We start from the raw sequence: 18581 nt of genomic DNA on the forward strand, positions 1-18581 counted from the left end.
ATGATTTCTCGCCAACAAAGTTACCGGATAAGGCCCTAGGGAGTCATATCTCCATGTCCACGATCTCCTTCGTCCGGGTATATAACGCCAGCTTCTCCGCTTCCCGGTACACCCTCCGGCGTCCCTTCTCCTGAAGATGCCAGTTGTCCGGCCGGGTGTTCCGGTCCTCCACGCGGCAGAAGCTGTAGTCGATCCACTCCGGCATCCAGGTCTTCATCGTCAGGTAACAGCGCCTCATATGAAAAGCATTGGTCACGAGCAGGATCCGGCGGATCCGGTCGAGCCCGTAACGCTGGTCGAGCATCTTGCGGGACAAGAGGGCATTCTCCTTCGTATTGGTCGAGCGGGTTTCCGTCCAGACGGCCTCTTCCTTCACTCCCAGCTTCACGGCGGCCTCTTTCATAGCCAGCGCTTCGGGGATCGTGGAGGTTCCGCCCGACATGAGAATAAGAGGGGCCCGCCCCGCCTTATAGAGCTCCACCGCCTTCGGAACGCGAAGCTCCGGGGCCCGGATGCTCCCGAAAACGAGAATCAGATCCCCCATCTTGCCGTCATCCTCCAAACCGGCAAATACCGCACGGTGAATCAGGTCCGCCTCGGCTTGCTCCACGTCCAGTTCCGACAGGTACATGATGCCCTCCTCGTGTTCAAAGGCTGGGGCGAGGACGATTCCAGCGCCGCGCCTGTCTTTTTATGGTGTGTTCAGCGATTCCTCTTATGCTGCTAATCTTCCATCCGCTTGGGAAGCGGAAAGGGAGCCCCAGCTTACCGTACTGTCCGACAGTCCGTATGAGGACGAGAAATCCCGTCTCGCTGTCCTCTCTATGAATCATTGTAGCACTCTTCCATAAGGGCTGACCATCTGTCGAATGCCCGTTCCCGAACGGCCGCACACCAAAAACCGCCCTTGAGGAAGGCGGTTCACTCTAATGGTATAGGACTTTCCTCGGCTACTGTCATGGGGCACCTAACACCGCGCATGGGGAGATTCGCGCGATGCAAAATGGGCCTGATTCGGCAGCTTCGTTGGGAGGGACACCTGGCATGCGGCAGGAGGCGGACCACTTTTGTGGGACGCCGAAATCATCTGGGACGCGAAAACTACTCGTTGGGAGAATTGACGGTGGGCCCGAAACAATAGGGAAGCGGAACAAGACTCACGGATAAGGCAGCGGTAGATGCTGCCCTGGGGGACATCACCAAAACAGCAGGCCAGCTTCGCCAGTCCGGCTATTCCCGGTCATGCCTCCCTCCTGGAAAGGCGGTTCTTTGCAGGCAGCCGAAAATAGAGGAACAAAAAGGGCACTAAATGCCCTTTTCTTAGCCTCTGCACAAATTTAGAGGAACAAAAGGGCCTTATTTTCCAAAAAGTTAGATGAAAATGGGCTTTAGGGAAGCCATTTCGGACAAATAGCTTCCTTTTGTTCCTCTATTTTTTGAGCCATATGCCAAAAAGACCGAATAGGGCATCCTAGTTCCTCTATTTGCGTCTCCTCTCTTGCGCGGGAAGGAGTGGAGAGCCCTGCCCTACGGCAAAAAGGAACTTGGCGGGCACTCCCCGCCCTCACTCCTTCCTCCGTTTCTTCCCGAGAACATACCATTCCACGAGAATCAGATTGACCAAGAGCCCTGCCCAAATGTTGACGGCAAGAACCTCTTTAATCATGTCCTCCCGCCCTCCCGGCAAGCTAAACCCGTGAAGGGCCAGGTACAGCAGAAGCAGCAGGGGGACAAGCAGGCGGGCACTCACCGCCGCTAGCGTAACGCCGAAGCTGCGGGTCATCCAGCGGCGGTGGGCTTCCCAATCTCCACAGAGGGCCGCCCTCCAGCCATGACCGGTCGTAAAAAGCCAGGCTGCCGCAAGCGCAAGAAAGGACGCCGCTCGGGTATAGTCCGGCTCGTAGAACGCAAGCGGAACCGCAAGAATGCCGCTTGCGAATACACAGCCCGCGTAGATTCGGCCGGTAATGCGGTGAAGCCGGGGCCGGGCCGCCCTCAGCCCCGCCAAAAACTGAGGGAACCCGGCCGCTAGGGCGGCCAAGGCAAGCCCGACGTGCGCGACCAGGAGCGGATACTGAATGGCGACGGAGTCGATCGTGACCCGGCTGCGCTCCGGATCCAGCGTCAAATAGGGCGCGGCGAAGGGAGTCATCACCCCGAGGGATACGGCGAGGAGGAGCCACCAGCTTCGCGAGATGTGGCCCGCCGCGCGCTTCATTTTGTCCCTCCCGGCTTCCGCCTGGTCCGCAAGCCGCAGTGGCTCTCGATGGCTAGCCCGACGAAATCTGCCCGGCCCCTCGGCCTAAACACGACGGCAGCCCGGCACCCGAGGAAGAGCGGGCCCGTTCTTGCCAGCCTCGGCGCTATCATACCGTCTTGCCTCTTTCCTGCCGGCCACCACGCACCCTTAACGTCCTGAATCTTTCCTACCGGCCACCATGCACCCTTAACGTCCTGAATCTTTCCTACCGGCCATCCCGCCTCCGTACGCCTCCTTCCTATCAGCCGCCACGTAGGGGATTCCCCTTGCCTCTTTCCTTTCGGCCACTCTCCCGTACCGCCTTGCCTCTTTGTCGGCCGCTCTCCCGTACCGCCGTGCCTCCTTCTTGCCGGCGGCCATGCAGCAGCCGTACCATCGTGCCCTCTTACCGGCCGCCACGCTTCCATGGCGCCCCTCTTGCCTTGTGCTTTTCGCATTCGCTTTTTTCCTCCTTCTTTCTTTACTCTTTGTAACCCTAGCCTCAGCTTAGCCCCCGCCTCTTTCCGCTCTCTAAAGAAAAGATTAAAAAAGTCTAAAGTCCCGCCCCTGCAGTTGGTCAGAAAGCTGAAAACCGGCCGCTTATCGTAATTCCAGGCTTTTCGCTTTCCCGAGGCTTTCTGGTTTCAGGTCCTTCGTTTCCCTGTGGCTTTTTCTTGGTTCCAGCCCTTCCCAACACGGAATTTTCCGGCTTCCATGCCTCGCTTCTCCGGGGTTTTTCTTAGTTCCAGCCCTCCCACTTCCCCGGCAAGCCGGCTTCCGACAAGCTTCTGCGCCGAGCCTTTTAGATTTTATTCTTTTTTTAGATGAGCTTTAGAAGGAGGTAAGAGACGGGGGTTAAGATGAATTCAGAAGGCTTCAGAGCGGCGCAGCCAAGGAAAGACAGACGACAAGACCGCCGGAGGCTTCCCATTACACAAGGTCAGGCTGACCAAGAGCAGCGCTGGCCGACAGGAGGATTTACTTATGAAAAGAAAAACAGCCATTGCCGGAGCCGCATTCGGACTGGGAGCGGTTATGTTATTCGCCAGCGGGTATTCCGCCATGGCGGACACATCCGGCTACGATGTCTACAAGACGGCCGCGAAGAACCTGAAGACCCAGACGAGTCTCACCGTCCACGCGGAGTGGTCCGTCTCGGACAACGGCAAGCCGCTTGTGACCGGCACCGCGGACGCGAAGGTTAACAAGGATGACCAGACCGGCAGCATGAAGGCGACCGTCGGTGACGGATCCCTCTCCAAGACCGTCCAGGCATTCCGCCAAGACGGCAAGGTGATCGTGCAGACCGGTGACTCCGACGTCTACCGTGTGCTCGAGCAAGGGGACTCCCGCTGGCAGCGCCAAGGTGCTCATGCCGGGCCTCCCGCCGCGGCGGAGCCGGTCCTTGATGCGCTGATGGGCCACGTGCGGGAACTCGCGACCGTCGAGAACGCGGCCGACGGCAGCAAGCAGGCCGCCCTGCATCTGGAGGGCCGCCAGGTGCCCGCGCTCGTGAATGCGATCGGCTCGATGCTCGTCGCCCATGCCTCCGGCGAAGGGGCCGGCTGGCACGGGAAGATGGCGTCCGATGATCCTGCCGGCCTGCCGTGGGGCGGCCAGCCGATGGATCTCTCCGCCGCGCTCCCCAAGCTGAAGGATAAGATCAAGGTCGAGACCGTTGCGCTGGATGCCGGCATCAGCCCTGCCGACGTGCTCACCAGCCAGAAGGCGGAAATCCACGTGACCGGTAACGACGAGGAAGGGAAGCCGCATGAGCTCGTTCTCCGGGTAGCGGCGGATTTCTCCGATCTGAGCACCACGACGCCCGACCGGGTGGACCTGACCGGCAAACAGACGGTGGAAATCTCTAAGGACGACCGTAAATGGGGCTGGAAGCATTAAAGCTTCCCTAAGCCGGCTCCGCTAAAAAGGCGGAAGGAACCGGTGTGTTCTAAGAAACCAGCCATAAGCCCCGCCCTTAAGAAGAAGCGGATGCGTCCGGCCGAGCCCCCCTCTGTAGGCTCTAGAGCCCCAGAATGATCCGGTCCGTTAGACCTTCTGCTTCTTCTTACGCCCGGCCGGGGACGGCAGACAGCAAAAGGAGAGAAACCATGAGTGCTATATTGGAAGTAAACCACCTGACGAAGCGGTACCGGAACGGACGGGGCGTGGAAGACGTGTCCTTTGAAGTGGCCGAAGGGGAAGTCTTCGGCTTGGTCGGCGCCAACGGAGCAGGCAAAACCACCCTGCTCAAGCTGCTAACAGGCCTGCTGCGGCCGGACTGCGGCACGGTACGGATCGCCGGCCACGACATCGCCGAACAGTTCGAGCAGGCGATGGAGCGCGTGGGCTGCCTGATCGAAACGGCCGATGCCTGCGGGCATCTGACGGCGTACGAGCATCTGAAGCTCGCGGCCCGCTTCTATCCCTCCCTGCCTGCCTCCCGGATCGGGGAGGCGCTCGAGCAAGCGGGGCTCGCCGCCCGCGCGAAGGAACGGGTCGCCGGCTTCTCGCTCGGCATGAAGCAGCGGCTCGGGCTTGCATTGGCGCTGCTCGCCAAGCCTAAGCTCGTCCTCCTGGATGAGCCCTCGAACGGCCTCGATGTTCAGGGGATGATCGACCTGCGCCAGACCGTTGTCCGACTTGCCCGGGAAGAAGGGACGGCCTTCCTTCTATCGAGCCATCTCATCCATGATCTCAGCCTGATGGTGACCCGGACCGGCATTATGGAGGAAGGGCGGCTCATCGGGATGGCCGATCCCCGCCGGCTCGAAGAACAGGGAACCACGCTGGAGGCCTACGCCGTTTCCCAAATCCAGTCATGGAAGGAGGAGGCCCGCTATGCATAAGCTGTACGCCGCGGCCCGGAATGAAGGGGAGAAGCTGTGGAAGCGGAGGAGAACGAAGGCCCACCTGCTCCTCTCCCTGCTCCTTCCCCCGGTCATCGCTCTCTGTTTCAGCTGGCTGAACGGCCGGACCGGCCTGCCCTTCGGGCTCTCGGGAAACCTCCCGCTCACCGTGCTGTCGCTGTTTACGTTCCTGTTCCTCCCTCTCTTTCTGGCCTCCGCCGCGGCAGATTCGTTCACGGGCGAAGCCGCCTCCGGCACGCTGAAGCTGACCCTGCTCCGCCCCATTACGCGCAGCAAAGCCTTCGCCGCGAAGGTGCTCGCCCTCGCCGCCTGCCTGACCCTGCATCTTGCGGTGTTGTGGGCCTCGTCCGTGCTTTCGGCACTGGCGATGCCCGGCCTGGAGATGACGGGAGGCTGGGTGGACAGCCTGACGGCTTACACCGCCTCCTGGCTGCCGATGCTGGCCGTTGTCCTGCTGGCCGTCCTGCTCTCCCAGCTTTTTCAGAGCGGCACGGCCGTGATGACGGGCTTCGTGCTGCTGTACGCGGCCTTCCGTGCGGCTCCACTCTTTTACCCGTCGCTGTCCGCCTGGTCCGTCTTCTCGTATGCCAATGGAGCCGCCCTTCTCAGGGGGAACGGCTGGTCAACGGAAACTTTCGCCGGGGCGCTCGTCGTACCGCTTTCGTATTGTATAATGGCTTATACGGCGGGAATGGTGAGGTTCGAACGAAACCCGCTTTAAGGAGCTGTCTTCATGTCCATCAAGGTAAAGCTGCTGCTGTCCTATATCCTCATGACCTTTCTTCCGGTTGTGCTTTTTGCGCTGATTACCACCGGCCTTTCCCTGACTTTTTATGGGGACAAGGAGAACGGAGGAACCACGCCCTTCTGGGAACAGACGAACGAACGGAACGACTGGGTCGCGGGGGTGAGAACCTTGGCCAAGGCCGACCCCGAACGATTCACCGACAGCGCCTTTCTAAACCGGATGGACCAGCTCCTAAGCCCGCTTCAGATCGGACTCGTGGTGGTGAAGAACGACCGGATGGTCTATTCTTCTCCTTCCGTAGACCGCCCCGGGCTTGAGGAGGAGCTTCGCCGCCTGGAACCCGATGAACCGATGCGCAAATGGAAGCCGAATGCCGCCGGACGTTACGCCGCGGAACGCCACTCGCTATCCTTCCCGGACGGCGGGAAGGGGGACGTCTACATCCTCACCGACTGGAGCTCGTTCTTTCAGGGCATGCGCCAATTCTTCCCACTGCTGCTGCTTACTCTTCTGGTGGTCATCGGCCTGACGAACGGCCTGGTCACCTTTCTCGTTTCGCGCAACCTGATCCGGCCCCTCTACCGGCTGAAAAACGCCGCAGAGCAGATCAAGGAAGGGAACCTGAACCACGAGATCCACCTTAACCGCAAGGACGAAATCGGGCGCCTCGGGGAAGCGTTGGAGGAAATGCGCAGCCGCCTGAACGAATCCATCCGTCTTCAGCTTCAGTACGAGGAGAACCGCAAGGAGCTCATCTCGAACATCTCGCATGACCTGAAGACCCCCATCACCGGAATCCAAGCATGCGTGGACGGCATACGCGACGGAATCGCGGACACCCCGGCCAAGCGTGACAAATATATGGGCATGATCGCCCGCAAAACGGAGGAAATGGACCGCCTCATCGACGAGCTGTTCCTCTTCTCCAAGCTCGACCTGAAGCGGCTGCCTTTTCATCCGGAGCCGCTCGATCTTAACGCCTACCTGCAGGATTATACGGTTGAGCTGGGTCTGGATCCCCGGCTGGAGGGCGTTAAGGTCTCCTACACGTCTTCCGGTCCGGGTCCCGTGACCGTGCTCGCCGACCGGGAAAAGCTGGAGCGGGTGCTGATGAACATCATCGGCAACAGCTTGAATTATATGGATAAGCCGAATAAGGAAATCCGGGTGCGGCTGCAGGACGGACCGGAGGAGGCCATCGTCTCCCTGGAGGACAACGGGCCGGGCATTGCGGAATCGGCGCTTCCCCATATTTTCGACCGGTTTTACCGGGCTGATCCTTCCCGGAACACGGCGGCCGGAGGCAGCGGACTGGGGCTCGCCATCGTCAAGCAGATGATAGAGGGACAGGGAGGAGCCGTGGGAGCCGAAAGCCGGTTAGGGCAGGGCACCCGCCTTTTCTTCACGCTGCCCAAGCCGAATCAGGAGGGAAAACGGCCATGAAGCGGATTCTTATGATAGAGGATGAACAGGTGATTGCCGAGGTCGTCCAGGACTACTTGGAGGCAAGCGGGTATGCGGTAGATAGAGCGGATCAGGGAGACACGGGGCTGGAGTTGGCCAAAAAAGGCGGCTACGATCTCCTTCTGCTCGACCTTATGCTGCCTCACACGGACGGCTTCGAGATCTGCCGACGGGTGCGGGAGACGAGCAACGTCCCGATCCTGATGATGTCCGCCCGCAAGGAGGACATTGACAAAATCCGGGGGCTCGGGCTCGGAGCCGACGATTATGTAACCAAGCCGTTCAGCGTGGCGGAGCTGGTGGCCCGCGTGAAGGCCCATCTGGCCCGCTACGACCGGCTGGTGGCCGATCAGCCCGTGCATCCCCGAGACGAGCTGCGCCTAAAGGGCCTCCTCCTCGACAAGCAGGCGCGCAAGGTGTTCGTGAACGGCAAGGAAACGGCCCTGACATCGAAGGAATACGACCTGCTGCTGTTCCTCGCCTCCCACCCGAACCGCGTCTTCACCAAGGATGAGCTGTTCGAGCGGATCTGGGGCTGGGACGCGTCCGGGGACAACGCTACGGTCACGGTCCATATCAGCAAGCTGAGGGACAAAATCGAGGCCGACCCGTCGAAGCCCCAGTACATCGAGACGGTCTGGGGCGTCGGGTACCGGTTTCAGGTATAGCCCCATTCAATCGGCCGCCGAGGGAGAGAAACGGCGGGGCCGATCCAGGGCACCGGATACCGGTTCCATGTAGCCCTATCCGATCGTCCGCCGCCAGAAGAAAAAGCGGAGCCCGCATACCGCCGGCTCCGCTTTTTCTTCTGTTAGTGCCTTATCCGTGAGTGTTGTTCGGCTTCCCTCTTGATTTTCGTAAGCATAGGGAGGGGGGGCGCCAACAAAGGTACCGGATAAGGCACTAAGCCCGTCCTTCCGGCAATTGGCTCCACTGCCGGTAGGCCGCCTCGAGAATCCTCCGGTCCCGAAGGACCATGAACCGGGAGGAGTAGTCATGCCGCTCGTTCTCGGCCTCCCTCATCCGTTCCCGGGCCTCCTGCCAAGACATCCACCTAACCTGCATGCCCAGCCGTCGTTCATTTTCGGTCAGCTTGATTTCGTCCGTACAGGAAAGAGCACGGGCGATGTAGCAGTAGGAAACCTGCATGTAGCGGTTTTTGACCTTGTGCTCTTCAAAATACCCCAGCTCGTGGGTAATTTCCGCCTCGCAGCCCGTCTCCTCGAGCAGCTCGCGGAGAAAAGTCTCCTCCCGGCTCTCGCCCGCCTCCATTCCGCCTCCGGGCAGCTTGTACAGCCCCCGGCGGGCCATAAACATCAGCGCCACCCGGTCATGCTCGTCCATCAGGACGCCCCGGGCCGCCTTCCGGGAAATCGAAGACAGCCATTCGGGCGGGCCTCCGTACAGATCGCTGTCGGTCAAACGGTCCATTAACTTCATAGCTCATCTCCTGACCTTCGTGTCTCGGGGTGGTTTCTCTTCCCATTATACCCGTTTACAGCATCAGAAGCTCGCGGATTTCATTCTCCGTTAAGGAAGGCAGCCCTTCCTCGGCCGGCTGAAGCACTTCCCCGATCAACGCCTTCTTGCTCTGCTGCAGCGCGTACATCTTGTCCTCCACGGTGCCCCGGGCTACCAGCCGGATGACCTGCACGACCTTCCTCTGCCCGATCCGGTGGGCGCGGTCCATCGCCTGCAGCTCCACCGCCGGGTTCCACCACAGGTCGTAAAGGATGACGGTGTCGGCTCCGGTCAAATTCAGTCCTGTCCCTCCGGCCTTCAGAGAGAGAAGGAACAGGTCACGTTCTCCCTCGTTAAACCGCCGGCACAGCTCCACCCGCTCCAGGGGCGGGGTTTGCCCGTCCAGGTAGAAATAGGGAACCTCCCGTTCCACAAGCTCGCGCCGGATGAGACCGAGCATCTCGGTGAATTGGGAGAAGATCAGCACCCTTCTCCCCAATCCCCGGTACTCGTCGACCAGCTCCAGAAGCTGATCGAATTTGGCTGAACTTCCCCGGTACCCTTCCACGAACAAAGCGGGGTGGCAGCACAGCTGGCGAAGCCGGGTGAGGCCCGCCAGGATACGGATCCGGTTACGCCGGAGGCTGCCCGCCTTCAGATGCTTCACCGCTTCCTGCCGGAGCTCGGCCAAGTAAGCCACGTACAGCTTCTTCTGCTCCGGAAGAAGCTCGGCGGCAAGCGTCGACTCGATCTTCTCCGGCAGCTCCTGCAGCACGTCGCTCTTCAGCCGCCGCAGCATAAAGGGCCGGATGCGCTTAGCCGCCGCTTCCCTCGAGAACTCCTTGAAGGCTTTGCGGTCGGGCAGAAGCCCCGGAAAGACGACATCGTAGAGGGACCACAGATCCTCGAGACGGTTCTCGAGCGGCGTCCCGGTTAGGGCAAAACGATGCCGCGCACGGATGGCCTTCACCGAGCGGGCGGTCTGCGTATCCGGGTTTTTGAAGGCCTGCGCCTCATCGTAGAAGACGGTGTGAAAGGACAAGGCCATGTAGCGGAGCAAGTCCCGGCGCAGCAGCGGATAGGACGTGATGATCACATCGGCCCCCGCCGGATCGCTCAGAATGCCGCTCCGCTCTTTGGCGCCGCCGTCCGCAACCGTGACCCGGAGCTCCGGAGCAAACTGCCGAAGTTCCCGCTGCCAGTTGTACAGGAGCGAGGCCGGGCAGACGACGAGAGCCGGCTCGCCGGTCTCCCGGAGCTCCGGGAGGACGGAGACGAGATAGGCGATGCTTTGGACCGTCTTCCCGAGCCCCATCTCGTCGGCCAGCACCCCGCCGAACCGGTAGCGGGCGAGCGTCTTCAGCCACTGGTACCCGTATTTCTGGTAGCCGCGCAGAACCGGCTCCCAGCCTTCGGGATAAGGATGCTCCAGATGATCGGGGCTGCGCATGGTATCGAGCAGCCGCCGGAAGGAGGTCCCGAGGCTGACGGCCCGCCCGGGGGCGGCGTTCTCCATCAAGTGGACGGCGTGGGCGGCCGGCAGACGAAGCCGGTCTCCCGCCAATTCCAGCCTTCCCCCGAGGCTGTTCAGGAAACGGATAATGTCTTGAAACTCCTCGCTGTCGAGCGGCATAAGGGCCCCTCCCGGAAGCCGGTAATAGCGGCGTTTCTCCGCGAGGGTTTCGAGAAGGCGGGAGATCTCCCTCTCGGGAATGCCATCCAGCTCGAACCGGAACTCGAGCCAGTCGGTGCGCTCGTCCACCTCGGCCCGGAGCCTCGGCGGGGCATGGCCGGTGAAGAGCCGCTCCTTTGCCGCGGACGTGGCGTACACCTGCACCAGCTTCTCCAGCTCGGGAAGCACATGCCGGAGGAACTCGTATTCCTCCTCTTCGCCCAGCAGCATGTAGCCGCCTTCGGTCTGCAGGAAGGCCGCCTGCTCCATTAGGCTTAGAATCCTCTGCTCCTTCTCTCCGTCACGTACGAGAAGCCGGCCCCGGCCGGCCCGTGTGCCCGGGCTCTCCAGCGGGTCGACCACCCACTCGCCGTAGTGGAATTCGAGGCCGGCCAGAAGGCGGTCCTTCACCCGGTCGAGGAACAGCTTCGCCTTAAGCGGAGCCTGCACCATCCGTTCGGACACCTCCTGGGCCACCTTTACGGCGCCGAGCTTCAGAAGCCCCGGGATCACCTGCTCCAGGAAGAGCTCCATCTGCTCCACCGGGATCCGAACCGAAGGCATCCCTGTTTCCTCCAGCATCCTTATCAGGCCGGCAAGACGCTTCAGTTCCTCGGCGGGAGGCTTCCGCAGCCTGCCTTCGGAGAGAATCATGCCGTAGGCTTCCATGACGGTCACCCGGTCCGATCCCCTTATCTCCAGCCGTCCGTCCTCCGCCCCTTCCGAAGCCGGCTCGAAGGCGAACACAAGGGGAAGCGGCTCCTCCGTCAGCCCGATGCCGGAGTAGGTGAGGCCGTCATGCACCAGCTTAACCTGCGGTGCCGCGGCCAGCAGGGGCAGCAGCCCCTCCCAATAGGCGGCCGGGATGAGCGGCATTCGTCCCTCTCCACCGTAAGAGGACCCTTCGGGCTCCCCCTCGCTCCGGACGATTCGGAGCAGTGCCCTCAGGACGGCATCGTTCTCCGGCTGGAAGCTGTGAAGCTCCGGGACATAGGAGAAGGTCCCGGTCAGGGGATAAGGCTCCCCGCGCTCCACCTGCTCGAGAAACTCCCCGATCCGCTTCACCGCGTACAGCCGTTTCGCTCCGATCCGGCATTCGACTCCGAAGCGAAGCCCTCTGTCCCGGTGCGGAACGGTCCGCACGGTAAACTCCGCCTCCAGCACCTCCCGTCCGTCCACGAAAGGACGGGCCGCCGTCGGCGGCACCGGCTTGCGGCTGAACAGCTCCAGCAGCCGGTCGCTTAAGCCCGTGCCGGCTTCTCCGGCGGACGCGGCCTCCCCGACTCCGGACAGCGAGGCTTCCAGGCCTGCCCCGCTTCCGTCCTTCACCCAGAAGAGCAGCGCCGCAATATGCCGGCAGTACAGGTCGTCGGGGTGAAAAACCGGACAGGAGCAGACCGCCTCCGCCTTGCCGGCGGAAGGGAGGCCGAGCGTCACCGGATAGACCGAGCCGTCCTCCCGGACGTCCGCCTCGTACCGATGTCCGGAGCGCCTGGTCACGTTGACGCTTCCCGCCCGGAAGAGGGCCTCGCCGTCTTCGCAGGCGAAACGGCCGCAGAGCGCCCGGATGGTTTTTTCCTGGATGGGTTCGTTCACGTTCTTCCTCCTCCTTCCCTGCCCTATGAATTATCCCTACATTATACCCGTTCCCCGGACAAAAAGGGACGGCCCCTTTACGAAAAAGGCCCCGGGTGAGAGGCACAAGCGCTCAAGCGGAGGTACCGGTCCTTTCATACGCTGAGGGTAAGAAGGAGGCTTGAATCGATCATGACACGCTTCGGCATTATGCAGCTCGCTTTGCCGGCAAGAGGGTCCGGGGCCGAACGTTCCGGCACCTATGTCCCGGACCGGATCTGGAGGGGATTTCATTCGGATGGCAGAAAGCACGGCCTGCAGGTATTGTTTTTTCGCGTGGAGGATGTGGACTTTGCCCGGGGCCGGGTCCATGCCTGGACCTCATCATCACCCGACGGCCGATCCGGCTGGAGGCGGGGCTGGCACCCGCTCCCGCATGTGCTGTACGAGAATTACCCGATCGGCCCCAAAGGAAAAAGCCGCCGCGCCGTTGGCATGAAGAGGGCTTTCGCGCGTCTCGGCATTCCCGTGTTCAATCCGTCCTTCTTCAACAAGGCGGAGCTCCAGAGGCTGCTGTCGGCTTCCGAGGTCCGCCGGTTTCTTCCGGCCGGCAAGGCGGCACGAAGCGTATCGGACGTGACGGGACTCCTGAGAAGGCACCGGAGCGTCTACCTGAAGCCGGTCAACGGCACCCAGGGGCGGGGAATTCTCGAGCTGAAGCGAAGATCGCATGGACGGGTTAAGGTGAAATCGGGGAAACGGGCGGACCGGGTCGGGCGGAAGGAGTTTATCCGCATCATGAGCCGGCTGCTGAGGAGAGAACGGTACCTCGTCCAGGAAGGGCTGTCCTTGCGCAAAAAAGGACGGCACAAAATCGACTTCCGCGTCATCGTCCACCGGGGAGCCGATGGCCGCTGGCATTCCGCCGGCATCCGCCCCAAGCTCGGAGGGTCCGGGTCCATCGTCACCAACATCCATGCCGGCGGCTCCAAGACGACCTGGACCCGCCTGTCCGCCTGGGCCCGCCGAAGCGGAAGACCGCTTCCGTCCGCCCGCCGGCTGGAGGAAGCCGCCCTGGTGGCGGGGCGCGTCCTTACCCGCTTCCGTCCGACCTTAAGCCACCTCGGAATCGACGTGGCGTTGGACCGGCGCAACCGGATCTTCCTGCTGGATTTTAACCCGGTTCCGGGGCGCGGCCTTCTGACTCCCTCCATGATGAAGCGCGTGACCTACCTGACCACGGGGTTTGCCAAATATTTGGCCTCCCGGGGAGCTTCCGCCCGAAACCGGTAGGTTCGCGGGAAGGGTGCAGGGAGAGGACCAGCGGGCGGGTTATGCTAGTTTCTGCGGCGGCTACTGCAGGAGCGGGCATCGTTTAGACCGCGGGAGTTGCTGCGGGTAAGCCGGCGGCATAACGAATCGTGAATACCTTATAACGGCAAAAAAGGCCCCCGCGGCTTTCTTACGAATTCTGGTAACGTTATAGGCGGGATTCGGCATATCTTTGACCGAAAAAGCGCATATAGCGTGCTGACGATTCGCAAGAAGGAGCGAGGGGGCCTTTTTGAGTGAATAAGCGTTGTACGATTCGTTAGGTTCCAGCCCTCTTGCCTGAAGAGGCTAGAGATCCGCTAATGGAAAAAGACCGCTTTCCTTCGAAAACGGTCCTTCTCTGGGACTAGGGACGGCCTCGTTTTTATGCCGGTTCCAGCCGGTCCGCTCCCTTCCCTGCCGTGGCACCGGGAGCGGCCTCCAGACCGCCGGCCAAGCCGGCTTGCTCCGCTTCGGCCAGCATCCGCTCCACGACCACCGCCACCCCGTCGCGGTCGTTCGTCTCCGTGATTTCCCGGGCCCTCTCCTTCAGCTCGGGAACGGCGTTGCCCATGGCCACCGGATATCCGACGGCAAGGAACAGCTCCAGGTCGTTCCGGTCATCCCCGAAGGCGGCAACCCGGGACGCCTCCAGCTCATAATGGGCGCACAGGCTCAGAACGCCGGAAGCTTTGGTCACCCCCCGGCCCATCAGCTGGACCAGCTTGCCCTGTCGGTCACGACGAGGCTCAGCTGCTCCCGGAAGGCTTCCTCCAAGAGGTCCGTGCGGCGGCTGTTGGTGAGCAGAAGCTTCGTGGCACTGAGCTTCTTCAGCTCGTCCATGCTGACGACAAGCGGGACGAAATGGGAGTGGTAGAAGGCCGGGTCGGACTCGGCCGAGAGACTGTACCAAGCATCCCGGTCCTCCAGACAAAGGGTGCCGTCAAGGCCGTTCTGTTCCCAGAACTCCAGCACCTTCAAGCTGATTTCCGGAGGAATGGCATAATGCTCGGTCAGCCCGGTATGCGGGCAGTGAACATACGCCCCGTTGTAATAGACGAAGGACGCCGCCTGGAGCAGGTCCTCCGGCAGCAGCTCCTTAACGGAACGGGGCGGCCGGGCCGTGGCGATGATGATTTTCCACCCTTGCCGGTAAGCGCTCATCAGCGCCTGAAGGTTTCGTTCGGACACTTCCTTGCAGGAGTCCAGCAAGGTTCCGTCGAGATCAAGGACAAGGGCTTGAACGGAAGCGTTCGGCCCTCCTTTCATCGTTTGGGTATTCACTCGTACGCCGCCTTCCTTTTGGTATTTGGAAGAGCGTACCATTCCTTTTCCGGGGACGGCAACCTTTTTTCTTAAATCATAGGGTCCTAAGGGATTGTATATAACAAAACGGAAAAGCCTTAAGACTTTTCCGTTTTGTTCCTAAATTAACATTTTAGGGGGATTAGTCAGCCCATCGGCTACTTCTTCTTGTACTTCGCATCGTAGGCGGTCTGATAAATTTCCAGGTACCGCTTCAGGTTCATGTTGTCCAGGTTCTTCACGTACGAGTCCCAGTTCTTGTCAAGGTCCAAGTCTCCGGTGATGAACCGGGCGGTCATCTCCTTCATATGATCCAGCAGCGTTTTCTCGAGATCGGCCACCTCGGAGGACTGCTCGGCGGTGAAGAAGACCGGAGGCAGGATGTTCTCCATCGACTGCTTGTAGGGCTCCATCTTTTCCTTCGTCTCCTTGTAAAGCAGCGGCTCCAGCGGTTGGGACGGGTCCGCTACCTCGCCCAGCCGGAGGTCGCTCGGCCGGAAGCCCGTCCCCCGCTGGCTCCAGTTCACGTTCTGCACCCCGCCCCAAGGCTTCAACTGCTTCCAGATGGCGGGCTTGCCGTTGATGCCGATCTCTCCCTTCTCGGCCCAGCGCCATTCGGTGCCTTCCCGACCGGCATACCAGCGGAGCGTGGCTTCCTGGTTGTACAGGAAGTCCGCCAGCCGGAACGCCGCCTCCGGATTTTTGGCCTTGTTCGTGATGATGAATTCCCCGTTGTTCACCGCAAAAGGATGCAGGGGCGTAATCTGGAGCCCCTTCGGCCCTTTAAGGGGAGGGACGGCCGTATACTCCAGCCACCGGTTGCTCGAGCCGGCCAGCTTGGCCACGGAGCCCATGTTATGCCCCGACGCCGCTCCGAGAATCGGGGTCGCGCTCTCGCCCATCTCCTGAAGCTGGGTGCCGTCCTGCGTGAACGTCTGAGGAGCGATCAGCCCTTCGCTGTACAGCTTGCGCAGGTACGCCAGGCCCTCCTTCCATTCCGGCTTGTTGTAGGGGATATCCACCTTCCCGCTCTTCAGGTACAGCTTGTTGGAGCCATGGTTGTAGATGAAAGCATTCATCAGGAAGGAATCGATGGAGGTGTGGTAGCTTTGCGGAGAGCCCGAAAGCGGGATCTCGTCGGCTTTGCCGTTGCCGTTAGGGTCACGGGTTTTGAAGGCCTTCAGCATCTCGTAGAATTCGTCGGTTGTCGTCGGCATCTTCAGCCCGAGCTTATCGAGCCACGGCTGATAGACCCACATCCGCTGATGCAGCGTACAATGGTAGCATTCGTTGATTTGCGGCATGGCGTAGATTTTGCCGTCGGGCGCCGTGCTCAGCTCCTTGGCCATCGGCATGGCCGCATACCCCTTCTTCGTTTCCTCCCCATATTTTTCGATCAGGTCGTTCAGCGGAAGGAAGACCCCTTGGGACCCGTAGATCATCATCTGAGAGGGGGACACGCCGAAGCCCATGATGACATCCGGGTAATCGCCGCCCGAGAGCACAAGGTTCAGTTTTTCCGTTGCGGTTTTCTCGGGGGCTACCTCGAATTCAAGATGAATGTTCGTTTTCTCCTCCAGCCATTTTGTAAATTCATTCGTCGAGAAATCTTCTACCGTGGACGCCCCTTTTACCAGCACCTTGAGGGTCGTTTTCTCGTTCGTGATCGGAAACTGCCCGGCGGGATTAACCCCGCTCGCCCCTTTGGCCACATCCGGCTCTTTGCCGGAGCAGGCACTCGCCAATAACCCGAACCCCAGGACAACGGACAGAAGCATGCTCCATTTCCTCATTTCCTCAACCTCCCGGATTAATGAAATCCATTCCGTACCATTCCCTTCGGGCCGTCCTCTTCAGGAATTCCCCTTTCCAGTTCAACCCTTCAAAGACCCGATCATGATGCCTTTCACGAAATACTTCTGCACAAAAGGATAGACAATCAGCAGAGGAACGGTGGCGACCACGATAAGGGAAAATTTCAGCAGCTCCCGGAGGCCTTCCCTTTTGGCCTGCTCGGCTACATCTATCAGCATGGACGCATCCACTTCGTTCTGGACAAGAATTTCCCGGAGGACGAGCTGAAGCGGATAGAGGCTCTGGCTCTTCAAGTACATCAACGCACTGAAATACGAATTCCAATGACCGACCGCATAGAAGAGGGCGATGACCGCGATGATCGGACCGGAGAGGGGAAGAACGATGCTCCAGACGAAGCGGAAGTCGTTGCAGCCGTCCAGCTGAGAAGCCTCCAGAAGCTCATCGGGAATGGTCGTCTGAAAATAGGTGCGGGTGACGATCATGTTCCAGATGGCCAGCGCTCCCGGCAAAATCATCGCCCACGTCGTATTGAGCAGGCCTAGGTCCTTGACCACCAGATAGGTCGGAATCAGACCTCCGGAGAACATCATGGTGAACACGAACAGAAACATGAACAGGTTCTTCCCGTAGAAATCCTTCCGGGCGAGCGGGTAAGCCGCGAGAATGGTCATCACCACATTGACCAGCGTGCCTGCCGCCGTATACATGATGGAGTTGGCGAAGCCGCTCCAGATGAGCTTGTGCCTGAACACCGCGGTGTAGCCGTCCAGTGTCGGCCGAACGGGCCAGAGCCACACCTCGCCCGCAATCACGGCATCGGCGTCGCTGATTGAAGCGCTTACAACATAAACCAGCGGATAGAGGATAATGAGAAGAAAGAGGGACAGCACCGTATAGTTGATGACGGTAAAAATCCGGTCGCTCCGTGACTCTCGAATGGCGGTCGATTCCATGAGCGCCTCCTTTCCTAGAACGGGACTGGGTTTACCAAAGGCTCGACTGGTTGGTCCGCTGGGCGATCTTGTTGACGGCCACAAGCAGAATCAGGTTGATCAGCGACTTGAACAAGCCGATGGCGGAGGAATACGAATAGTTGACGGCTTGGGAGGCGAGACCGACCTTGTACACATACGTGTCGATCACCTCGGAGGTCCTCATATTGAGCGGGTTCTGCATGAGAAGCACCTTCTCGAACCCAACGTCGAGCATATGGCCCGTGTTCAGGATGAGCATGATAATGGCGATCGGCATCAGACCCGGCAGGTCGATATGGCGCATCCGCTGCAACTTGCTGGCTCCGTCGACGACCGCAGCCTCATGCAGAGCCGGGTCGATGCTCGAGAGCGCCGCCAGGTAGATGATGCAGGAGAACCCCACACTCTGCCAGATGCCCGACCAGACATAGATGGACTTGAAGTATTCGGGAATCCCCATGAAGTTGACCGGCTGCAGGCCGAACAGCTTAAGAACCGTATTGACGATCCCGTTGCGGGGGTCGAGCAGCTCCAGAATGATCCCCACCATCACCACGACGGATATGAAATGCGGAGCATAGGTAATCATTTGCACCGATTTCTTGAACCGTTCGTTCCTTACATAATTAAGACTAAGAGCCAGCAGGATCGGAAACGGAAAACCGGCCGCGAGGCTGTAGAGGCTGAGCGTGATGGTATTTCGTATGATCCGCCAGAATTCGTACGATTCGAAGAAGCGGATAAAATGCTTCAAGCCAACCCACTCGCTCCCCCAGATGCCTTTCGTCACGATGTAATTCTTAAAAGCGATCTGGGCCCCGTACATCGGCCAGTACTTGAATAGAAGAAGGTAAATCAACGGCAGCGAGATGAGCACATACAGGCGCCAGACCTTCTTCATCTTCTTCAGCGGAGAAGGCCGTGCGGCCGCCCAAACCGCCGTCCCCGGCGCCCCCCTGCTGCGCACCGCGATTCCCGTTTCCGTTTTCGTCCCGTCCATGAGGTCTCCCCTTTCCCTTCCGTAAATAGCGGCACCCTTTCATCGCGTTACCGCCTGTCTATACCTTATCGCCGGCTTCCCCGCCGGTAAACAGGAAAGCCTGCAGGCAGATGTGCAGGCTTTCATAATGGCGATGTGCAGTTG

The 18581-nt window shown here is 60.3% G+C and carries 15 protein-coding genes; 6 read left to right on the forward strand and 9 right to left on the reverse strand.

All coding sequences use genetic code 11. From position 1 onward, the window contains the following. Positions 1-43: 43 nt before the first annotated feature. Positions 44-631 (reverse strand): YdcF family protein, encoded by a 588-nt coding sequence (locus tag MJA45_RS23900; RefSeq protein WP_315604404.1) that lies wholly within the window; start codon positions 629-631, stop codon positions 44-46. Between the two features lie 933 nt (positions 632-1564). After that, the gene (locus MJA45_RS23905) at positions 1565-2218 is read right to left on the reverse strand and encodes a DUF2306 domain-containing protein (RefSeq protein WP_315604405.1); all 654 of its coding nucleotides are present in this window, start codon (positions 2216-2218) and stop codon (positions 1565-1567) included. A gap of 1005 nt (positions 2219-3223) precedes the next feature. Here MJA45_RS23905 and MJA45_RS23910 point away from each other — a divergent pair. The 5 genes from MJA45_RS23910 (at position 3224) to MJA45_RS23930 (ending at position 7989) form a co-directional block, all read left to right on the forward strand. After that, positions 3224-4141: a hypothetical protein gene (locus MJA45_RS23910; protein ID WP_315604406.1), complete on the forward strand. Its 918-nt coding sequence runs from the start codon at positions 3224-3226 to the stop codon at positions 4139-4141. 209 nt (positions 4142-4350) lie between these two features. After that, positions 4351-5088, forward strand: coding sequence for an ABC transporter ATP-binding protein (locus MJA45_RS23915; protein ID WP_315604407.1), 738 nt, complete (start codon positions 4351-4353; stop codon positions 5086-5088). Next, positions 5081-5830: an ABC transporter permease subunit gene (locus MJA45_RS23920; protein WP_315604408.1), complete on the forward strand. Its 750-nt coding sequence runs from the start codon at positions 5081-5083 to the stop codon at positions 5828-5830. The genes MJA45_RS23915 and MJA45_RS23920 overlap by 8 nt, the downstream gene beginning before the upstream one ends. A gap of 12 nt (positions 5831-5842) precedes the next feature. Then, on the forward strand, positions 5843-7300 hold the full coding sequence (locus tag MJA45_RS23925; protein ID WP_315604409.1) for a sensor histidine kinase: 1458 nt from the start codon (positions 5843-5845) through the stop codon (positions 7298-7300). Then, entirely contained in the window at positions 7297-7989 is a 693-nt protein-coding gene (locus tag MJA45_RS23930; protein ID WP_315604410.1) for a response regulator transcription factor, read from the forward strand. Before MJA45_RS23925 ends, MJA45_RS23930 begins: the two co-directional genes overlap by 4 nt. 235 nt (positions 7990-8224) lie before the next feature. On the opposite strand, the gene MJA45_RS23935 is transcribed toward MJA45_RS23930, so the two are convergent. Further along, the gene (locus tag MJA45_RS23935; protein WP_315604411.1) at positions 8225-8761 is read right to left on the reverse strand and encodes an NUDIX hydrolase; all 537 of its coding nucleotides are present in this window, start codon (positions 8759-8761) and stop codon (positions 8225-8227) included. A gap of 55 nt (positions 8762-8816) precedes the next feature. Then, positions 8817-12050, reverse strand: coding sequence for a DEAD/DEAH box helicase (locus MJA45_RS23940; protein WP_315604412.1), 3234 nt, complete (start codon positions 12048-12050; stop codon positions 8817-8819). Positions 12051-12221: 171 nt separating this feature from the next. On the opposite strand from MJA45_RS23940, the gene MJA45_RS23945 reads away from it, so the two are divergent. Further along, positions 12222-13322 (forward strand): YheC/YheD family endospore coat-associated protein, encoded by a 1101-nt coding sequence (locus tag MJA45_RS23945; protein ID WP_315604413.1) that lies wholly within the window; start codon positions 12222-12224, stop codon positions 13320-13322. Between the two features lie 403 nt (positions 13323-13725). Here the strand turns inward: MJA45_RS23945 and MJA45_RS23950 are convergent, their stop codons facing one another. The 5 genes from MJA45_RS23950 to MJA45_RS23970 form a co-directional block, all read right to left on the reverse strand. Then, the gene (locus MJA45_RS23950) at positions 13726-14040 is read right to left on the reverse strand and encodes an HAD family hydrolase (RefSeq protein WP_315604414.1); all 315 of its coding nucleotides are present in this window, start codon (positions 14038-14040) and stop codon (positions 13726-13728) included. An 11-nt stretch (positions 14041-14051) separates the two neighbouring features. After that, entirely contained in the window at positions 14052-14624 is a 573-nt protein-coding gene (locus MJA45_RS23955; RefSeq protein ID WP_315604415.1) for an HAD hydrolase family protein, read from the reverse strand. A 179-nt stretch (positions 14625-14803) separates the two neighbouring features. After that, complete coding sequence (locus tag MJA45_RS23960) at positions 14804-16438, reverse strand: ABC transporter substrate-binding protein (RefSeq protein ID WP_315604416.1); 1635 nt, start codon at positions 16436-16438, stop codon at positions 14804-14806. Positions 16439-16519: 81 nt separating this feature from the next. Beyond that, entirely contained in the window at positions 16520-17416 is an 897-nt protein-coding gene (locus MJA45_RS23965) for a carbohydrate ABC transporter permease (RefSeq protein WP_315604417.1), read from the reverse strand. A 31-nt stretch (positions 17417-17447) separates the two neighbouring features. Then, a complete protein-coding gene (locus MJA45_RS23970; protein WP_407083071.1) occupies positions 17448-18437 on the reverse strand; it encodes an ABC transporter permease in 990 nt (329 codons plus the stop codon). Between the last annotated feature and the right edge of the window lie 144 nt (positions 18438-18581).

Origin of the sequence: Paenibacillus aurantius (assembly GCF_032268605.1) — a bacterium.
GTDB lineage: Bacteria > Bacillota > Bacilli > Paenibacillales > NBRC-103111 > Paenibacillus_AO > Paenibacillus_AO aurantius.

Excerpts from the sequence above, each read along its gene's own strand:
- MJA45_RS23965 (WP_315604417.1), bottom strand. The coding sequence starts at position 17,416 with ATGGAATCGACCGCCATTCGAGAGTCACGGAGCGACCGGATTTTTACC.
- MJA45_RS23905 (WP_315604405.1), bottom strand. The coding sequence starts at position 2,218 with ATGAAGCGCGCGGCGGGCCACATCTCGCGAAGCTGGTGGCTCCTCCTC.
- MJA45_RS23935 (WP_315604411.1), bottom strand. The coding sequence starts at position 8,761 with ATGAAGTTAATGGACCGTTTGACCGACAGCGATCTGTACGGAGGCCCG.
- MJA45_RS23960 (WP_315604416.1), bottom strand. The coding sequence starts at position 16,438 with ATGAGGAAATGGAGCATGCTTCTGTCCGTTGTCCTGGGGTTCGGGTTA.
- MJA45_RS23910 (WP_315604406.1), top strand. The coding sequence starts at position 3,224 with ATGAAAAGAAAAACAGCCATTGCCGGAGCCGCATTCGGACTGGGAGCG.
- MJA45_RS23920 (WP_315604408.1), top strand. The coding sequence starts at position 5,081 with ATGCATAAGCTGTACGCCGCGGCCCGGAATGAAGGGGAGAAGCTGTGG.
- MJA45_RS23930 (WP_315604410.1), top strand. The coding sequence starts at position 7,297 with ATGAAGCGGATTCTTATGATAGAGGATGAACAGGTGATTGCCGAGGTC.
- MJA45_RS23945 (WP_315604413.1), top strand. The coding sequence starts at position 12,222 with ATGACACGCTTCGGCATTATGCAGCTCGCTTTGCCGGCAAGAGGGTCC.
- MJA45_RS23970 (WP_407083071.1), bottom strand. The coding sequence starts at position 18,437 with ATGGACGGGACGAAAACGGAAACGGGAATCGCGGTGCGCAGCAGGGGG.
- MJA45_RS23925 (WP_315604409.1), top strand. The coding sequence starts at position 5,843 with ATGTCCATCAAGGTAAAGCTGCTGCTGTCCTATATCCTCATGACCTTT.
- MJA45_RS23915 (WP_315604407.1), top strand. The coding sequence starts at position 4,351 with ATGAGTGCTATATTGGAAGTAAACCACCTGACGAAGCGGTACCGGAAC.
- MJA45_RS23900 (WP_315604404.1), bottom strand. The coding sequence starts at position 631 with ATGTACCTGTCGGAACTGGACGTGGAGCAAGCCGAGGCGGACCTGATT.